This window comes from uncultured Corynebacterium sp., from assembly GCF_945649885.1.
GTDB lineage: Bacteria > Actinomycetota > Actinomycetes > Mycobacteriales > Mycobacteriaceae > Corynebacterium.
In genome coordinates this window covers 21,895-28,765 of sequence record NZ_CALZFS010000018.1, presented here as the reverse complement: position 1 = coordinate 28,765, position 6,871 = coordinate 21,895, and the positions used below count along the sequence as shown (strand labels likewise).

The following is a 6,871-nucleotide window of genomic DNA, read 5'->3' as shown; positions in this document are numbered from 1 at the left end:
GGTGCTACTTTATTCTTTACGACTTTAATTTTTTTTTTGTTCCCACTTGTTTTTTCGTTGCTGGTGGGTTTTGTGACCCCACCTCTGGTGGTATCACCCACGCCTCCTGTCTTTTTCACTAGACTCGTTCCTCATGCATATTGTCCTCGCCTCCCAGTCCCCTTCCCGCCGCATGATCCTCAACCAGGCCGGCGTGGAGCCCCTGATCCACCCCGCCGATGTGGATGAGGACGCCATCATCCAGACTCTGCAGGATGCCACACCTGATGAGATTGTCACCCGTCTGGCTCTGGCCAAGGCGGAGAAGATCGCCCCGGACTTCCCCACCGATGTGGTCATCGGAGGGGATTCCATGCTCCTGCTCGATGGTGAGCTCCAGGGCAAGCCCCACACACCGGAGGCCACCATCGCGCGGTGGAAACAGCAACGGGGCCGCACCGCACACCTGGTCACCGGGCACGCGATCCTGTTGGGTGAGAAGAAGATCGTGGAGGCGGTCCAGACCACCATCCACTTCGCCGATGCCACTGATCAAGATATTGAGGCCTATGCCCGGTCTGGTGAGCCACTGCAGTGCGCCGGTGCCTTCACCCTGGAAGCCCTGGGTGGTTGGTTCATTGATTCCATCGAGGGCGATCCTTCCTCCGTCATCGGCCTGTCCCTGCCCCTGGTCCGCAAGGCCCTCTACAGCTTCGGCTTGAACGCCAGCGACTTCTGGATCAGGTAGTGCTGCGCAGATTCCTGGCTACAGGGACTGCCGGAGCGGTGATCTGGTTGCTCACGCCCGCATTACCGGTGGTTCATCCCCTGCTCATCGCACTACAGGCCACCGCATGGATCGCGGTGGTCATTCTCGTCCTGCTGGCCCTGCCGGGGTGGCGTACCCGAGGAATAGCTCTCCTGGCGGTCCTGGCGGTGCTGGAGATGCCTCTGTTGCGTGCCATCCCCCCGCCACCAGAGAATGCGCTCCGGGTGGTGGCGATCAACACGCTGTACGGGCGAAGCGATGGCGGTGAGCTTGTCGACGACATCACTATCCTTGATCCGGATGTAGTGGTCCTGGCGGAGACCTCCCGGACAGAAGCCCAGGCGGTTGCTGCCGCCACCGGTCTTGATATCAGTGGCCCACCGATCAAGGGCAACGGCCATGGCGTGGCTGTTCTCACCGGGGATGGAGCTACCGTGGGCCTGCAGCTGAAGGCGGGACTGCACCAGCTACCGGTCGTCGACAAGCAGGGTGTGACCGTGATAGGTGTGCACACGGTGGCCCCGGTGAACCAACGTCAACTGACACTGTGGCGTCATGACTTCACACAGCTGGAGAAAGCCACGACCAGCACGGGACCATTGATCATGGCCGGCGATTTCAACGCCAGCACCGCGCATCCCGCGATGAAACGGCTGGGTATGCATGACTGTGCGCCTTTAACCCCCACCTGGCCGGCCGCAGCACCGGTGCTGAGGATTGACCACATCCTCGTCCGTGACGCAGCCTGCGGAGCTTCTGGTGCATTCCGGGTGGCGGGCACAGACCATGTGGGTGTGTGGGCTGATGTGGTGTTGGACTAGAGCAGCAACCTGATCTGTTCCCACAGCAGTGGGGACAGGGAGAGCGCATAATCATCAGACATGTGGTTGCCATCGCGGTAGACGTAAATATTACCGATCACCGGTGGGCAGATATCACCCGGACAGAACCAGTTGGAGGTATCCACCGCGAGCATATTCGGGCGGGGATCAAGTTCCGCAGCTGCAGGGTCCACGGGTGCGTAGAAATCATCACGCGGAATACTGCAGGCAACCAGATCACGTTCCTCCGCATAACACTGGGACACCAGCCAACCAGCACCACCCTCCTGGATGAACCAGGGGTTATCGCGCAGTCCAAGGAAGGGAATGTTCTGGGTTTCCAGGAAATCCCACAAGGTGAGGTAGGAGGCGGGGACCTCATCGATACCGCTGCCCTTCTCCAGCAAGGGGCGGGTGGAGTTGGAGATCACCAGATCCGGCTGAACATCCTCCAGACGTTTGATCATCTGCTGGTTGAACTCCTGGCATTCAGCAGAGAAGATACCATCCTGTTCCTCCGCAAAGGCCGGGCAGGACTGTCGCACCAGTGGAATGACCTTGAAGCCATGCTGCTGCCCCAGGGAGTCCAAAGGTGCCACCCACTGCTCAGCATGGGAACCACCGACCAGATAGACCTCAGTATCAGCTGCCTGATCACCGAAGGTGCAGAACTCCGGATCATAACGATCCACAGCAAGCTCACTGGGATCATCACCAAAGACAGACATGCAGCCCTTGGTCCAGGCTGGTGAGAAGGTATCAGCCAGCACGAAGGGATCCGGTTCAGGTTCCACCACGGGAACATCCATACCCGTCAATGCCAGGGCACCCGGATAGATACGCGCATCCAGGTTGGTAGTCTGCGATTCCAACACCCGGTTGTACAGAACCTGGGGTGTCGACGTCATGGAAAACGCCACTGCCACCACGGCCACTCCGGCCAGGGCACGCCACCGCGCAGCTGGTTCCTGACGGATCTTCGCAATTGCATCAGCACTGCGTGACTCCCGGAACATCGGACGTTTGCCGCGCTGTTGAAGGGGCTTTTCCACAAACTTATTAGTCAACCAAGCCAGCACCACCGAAATCGCGATGACACCCGTACCAAACAGGAGGCTGACCTTCTCCAATTCAAAGTAGGCCATGCCGACGATGAGAAGTGGCCAGTGCCAGAGGTAGAGCGGATAGGCGATATCGCCCAACCAACGCATGAAACGGGAGGAGAGGAAGATGGACACCCGGCCATCACCCAGGATAATCAGGCAGGCACCGATGAGCGGATACAGGGCAGGAGGGCCCGGGAAGGTCTGTGCACCATCCATGATGAAACCGGTGGACAGCACCATAAACAGACCGACAAACCCGAAGATCTCCTTGGTACGGGCACTCAAAATCACCTGCGGTGCATAGAGAACAAACAGGGCCCCCAACCCGAGTTCCCAGAAGCGGGTGAAGGTGGAATAGTAGTTCACCGGTTGGTCGATGAAGTACCACAGCAGGGCGGCAAAGAAGGACACGGAGGTCAGCACTGCAAGCACCGGAGTGGCGATCCGCATCGGGGTCAGCTCCGGGCGATAGCGGCGGATGATGATCACCGCGATACCCAAACCGATGGCGAAGAGGTAGAACTGTCCCTGCACCGACATCGACCACAAGTGCTGGAAGGGGCTCACCGCCGCGGAGGCAGCACCATAATCTGCGCCCTGGCTGGCCAGTTCCCAGTTCTGTACATAGAACAGGCTGGCCACCACCTGATTGGCGATGTGGATACGCTGGAGGCGCGGAACAAAGGCCAGCACCACCACCATCGTGACACCCAGCACCACCACCAGGGCTGGAATCAACCGGCGTAGCGTGCGCCAAAAAGGCCACCACGGGTTGATGGAGGCATTATTCCGGCCGGAGTACCGCAACTGCGACCCCAGGAAGAAATAACCGGACAGCAGCAGGAATACATCCACGCCGCCGGAGACACGCCCCACGAAAACATGGAAGATCACCACAAAGGCAATCGCGATGCCACGCAAACCGTCAAGATCATAACGGTAGGAGGAGCGGGGAACCTGAGGCGTGGATGACGCCTTTTGGCTGTTTTCCCTACCCACTACAAACCTCTTCCTTTAGACTGCACAACTTTATGATCTTCTCACACCTGCTGAAGTAGATAGGATAAGAGCCATGGTTCAAATCAACGACATGCTCGCACCACCACCAGTCAAGCTCCCGGAGGATCCGGCCGCCGGTGCTGATCCAACACTTACCCAGACCGCGCTGGAACACCCGGACAGTCCCCTCGTGTGGGCTGTACGGGCTGAGGAAGCCATTGAGAACGCTTCCACTGATGAAGAGAAAATCACTGCCTACGCATTTGCTCGAACAGGATACCACCGCAGCCTTGACCGTCTGCGCGCCAACGGCTGGAAGGGTTGGGGACCTGTCCCCTACTCCCACGGCCCGAACCAGGGAGCCCTCCACGCCATCGCAGCCCTGGCACGCGCTGCGAAGCTGATCGGCGAAACTACCGAATACGATCGCTGCCGTCAGATGCTCTCTGATGCTGACCCAGAGTCCGTCCAGGTTCTCCTGGACAACTAGCGTACTTTCCTCACTTTTACCCCCACACCGCTTCTTCCCCTCATACACCTGCCGCGGGTGCATGTTGGGGAAGGGGCGGTGTCCTCATTGGTGGACGGTGTGAACTTCGGTATCAATCCCTGACCATGTGGACATTAATATGATGGGCGCTACATTCCGGGAGTGGTTGGGGAATAGAGTCACAGCCATGACTTTCACAACTTCTCCCCACGACATTGTCATCCTCGGCGCCCGACGCACCCCCCCAGGGCAAATTACTCGGCCAGCTGGCACCGCTGACCGCCACGCAACTAGGCGGACGGGCAATCGCCGCTGCAATTGAATCCGCTGGAATCCTGCCCACCGATATCGATCAGGTGATCATGGGCCAGGTCGTCCAATCCAACTCCGGGCAGAATCCGGCCAGACAGGCAGCCGTGGAAGCCGGCATCAGCCTGGATGTCCCCGCTCTGACGGTCAACAGCGTCTGCCTGTCAGGTTTACGTGCCATCACCGATGCGGCCCGTCTGATCCGCCTCGGGGAGGCACAGGTTGTCGTGGCAGGCGGACAGGAATCCATGTCCAATGCCCCACATCTACTCCCCGGAGCCCGCAAGGGTGTCTCTTATGGATCGATCAACAGCATGGATTCTTTAGAGCGCGATGCACTCACCGACGCCTTTGATCAGCAGTCCATGGGTGTCAACACCGATGAGGGCAACATCCGTTTCGGTGTCAGCCGCCAAGCCCAGGATGAGATCGCAGCCGCCTCCCATCAGCGTGCCGCTGCGGCTTGGGACAGTGGTACCTTCGACGCCGAGATCGCCCCGGTTGAGATGGACATCCCTCGCAAAGGGCAGGTCGTCATCGACCGTGATGAGGGTATACGCCCAGACACCACCACCGACACCCTGTCCGGTCTGCGTCCAACCTTCATCCCTGATGGCACCATCACAGCGGGCAATTCCTCGCCCCTCTCCGATGGTGCTGCCGCCACCGTCCTTGCTACCCGTGAATTTGCAGCATCCCGTGGACTTGAACCATTGGCAACCATCGTCGGTTGGGCCAACACCGCAGGCCCCGACACCCTCCTACATGCCCAACCTGCACGGGCCACCAGGGCTGTCCTGGACAAGTTCGGCTGGGAAATCAATGACCTGGATTTCCTGGAGATCAACGAAGCCTTCGGAGCTGTCGCCGCAGAGTCACTCCGTCTGCTGGATTACCCCGCCGAGCGCACCAATATCCACGGCGGAGCCATCGCACTCGGGCACCCGGTCGGGGCTTCCGGAGCCAGGATCGTGGTACACGCCGCCCATGAATTAGCCCGACGTGGCGCTGGACGAGCCGGAGTATCCATCTGCGGTGGAGGCGGCCAGGGCGATGCCCTGCTGCTCGCCAGATAATACGGAAAAGGAATGATTGAGAATGTCTGAAAATAGTGTGTACATGGTGTCTGGACTACGCACTCCCGTGGGTCGTTATGGCGGTGCCCTGGCAACCATCCGTCCGGATGATCTCGCAGCACTGGCCATCAAAGCCGTGGTGGAGGATTCCGGGTTGGACCCGGCCAGAGTGGATGAGGTCACCCTGGGTAATGCCAATGGTGCCGGGGAGGAGAACCGCAATGTGGCCCGCATGGCCTGGCTGCTTAATGATTACCCGGACACCGTTCCGGGTATGACCATCAACCGCCTGTGTGCCTCAGGTATGTCGTCGATATCCACTGCTGCTGCACTGATCCAATCCGGGCAGGCCGATATCGTGGTGGCAGGCGGGGTGGAATCGATGTCCCGCGCACCGTGGGTGACGGAAAACCCACCAAGGCCTTCAGCGGCCCCGGGAAATCCTTCGACACCTCGATCGGCTGGAGATTCGTCAATCCCATCTTTCAGGCCCAGGAGAATACCGCCCTGTCCATGCCCGAAACCGCTGAGGAAGTTGCCCGTGTCTGCGAGATCTCCCGGGAACGGGCTGATGAGTTTGCCGCTGAGTCCCAGCACCGGGCGGCACAGGCCATTTCTGAAGGCTGCTTCACCCCGGAGATCGTCCCTGTACCGGTGACAGACCGCAAAGGTAACGTCACCCTCGTTGACACCGATGAGAGTCCCCGTCCCGGCACCACAACTGAGGTTCTGGCACAACTCCGGCCGGTGGTCTCCGGGGGGAAACGTGGTCACCGCAGGTAATTCCTCCACACTCAACGACGGTGCCTCCGCCATCATCCTGTGCTCTGAGAAGGCACTCCGGGAACATGGTTTGACGGCACGTGCCCGTTTTGTGGGCAGTGCCACCTCTGGACTGGCACCAGAGGTCATGGGTCTTGGACCGGTTCCCGCCACGAAGAAGCTCATGGAGAGGATCTCCTGGGATCTGGGCCAGGTGGATGCCGTTGAACTCAACGAGGCATTCGCCAGCCAATCGCTGGCATGTATGGACCAGCTTGGTCTGGCTGCGGAGAAGGTGAACTCCTGGGGCGGTGCCATCGCACTGGGGCATCCACTCGGTTCATCCGGAGCCCGCATCGCCATCACCTTGCTCAATCGTCTGGAGCAGTCCGGTGGCTCCCGTGGTGTTGCCACCATGTGCATTGGGGTGGGCCAGGGACAGGCCATCGCGGTGGAGCTGGTGTAGGTTCCTGTCTGTTTTGTCGAGTGAGACCCCCTCTGCGGGGACGGGTTGTTCCCGCCCCCGCGGAGGGGGTCTCAGTCAGCTTTAGACATCCGAG

General features: G+C 59.9%; 4 protein-coding genes and 2 pseudogenes. 5 read left to right on the top strand and 1 reads right to left on the bottom strand.

Annotation, left to right across the window (positions count from 1 at the left end):
• Nucleotides 1-133 precede the first annotated feature (133 nt).
• Nucleotides 134-727: a nucleoside triphosphate pyrophosphatase gene (locus Q0M74_RS03525; protein ID WP_293951667.1), complete on the top strand. Its 594-nt coding sequence runs from the start codon at nt 134-136 to the stop codon at nt 725-727.
• Nucleotides 727-1,569: an endonuclease/exonuclease/phosphatase family protein gene (locus Q0M74_RS03520; protein WP_293951666.1), complete on the top strand. Its 843-nt coding sequence runs from the start codon at nt 727-729 to the stop codon at nt 1,567-1,569. The genes Q0M74_RS03525 and Q0M74_RS03520 overlap by 1 nt, the downstream gene beginning before the upstream one ends.
• On the opposite strand, the gene Q0M74_RS03515 is transcribed toward Q0M74_RS03520, so the two are convergent.
• The gene (locus Q0M74_RS03515) at nt 1,566-3,674 is read right to left on the bottom strand and encodes an acyltransferase family protein (RefSeq protein WP_293951665.1); all 2,109 of its coding nucleotides are present in this window, start codon (nt 3,672-3,674) and stop codon (nt 1,566-1,568) included. The genes Q0M74_RS03520 and Q0M74_RS03515 overlap by 4 nt on opposite strands.
• A 73-nt stretch (nt 3,675-3,747) precedes the next feature.
• Between Q0M74_RS03515 and Q0M74_RS03510 the strand changes: the two genes are divergently transcribed.
• The 3 genes and pseudogenes from Q0M74_RS03510 (at nt 3,748) to Q0M74_RS03500 (ending at nt 6,777) form a co-directional block, all read left to right on the top strand.
• Nucleotides 3,748-4,164 (top strand): DUF3151 domain-containing protein, encoded by a 417-nt coding sequence (locus Q0M74_RS03510; RefSeq protein WP_293951664.1) that lies wholly within the window; start codon nt 3,748-3,750, stop codon nt 4,162-4,164.
• Between the two features lie 187 nt (nt 4,165-4,351).
• Nucleotides 4,352-5,549 (top strand): annotated as a pseudogene (locus Q0M74_RS03505) (acetyl-CoA C-acetyltransferase).
• A gap of 22 nt (nt 5,550-5,571) precedes the next feature.
• Nucleotides 5,572-6,777: pseudogene (locus tag Q0M74_RS03500) on the top strand (acetyl-CoA C-acyltransferase).
• Nucleotides 6,778-6,871: the final 94 nt, after the last annotated feature.

Excerpts from the sequence above, each read along its gene's own strand:
- Q0M74_RS03525 (WP_293951667.1), top strand. The coding sequence starts at position 134 with ATGCATATTGTCCTCGCCTCCCAGTCCCCTTCCCGCCGCATGATCCTC.
- Q0M74_RS03510 (WP_293951664.1), top strand. The coding sequence starts at position 3,748 with ATGGTTCAAATCAACGACATGCTCGCACCACCACCAGTCAAGCTCCCG.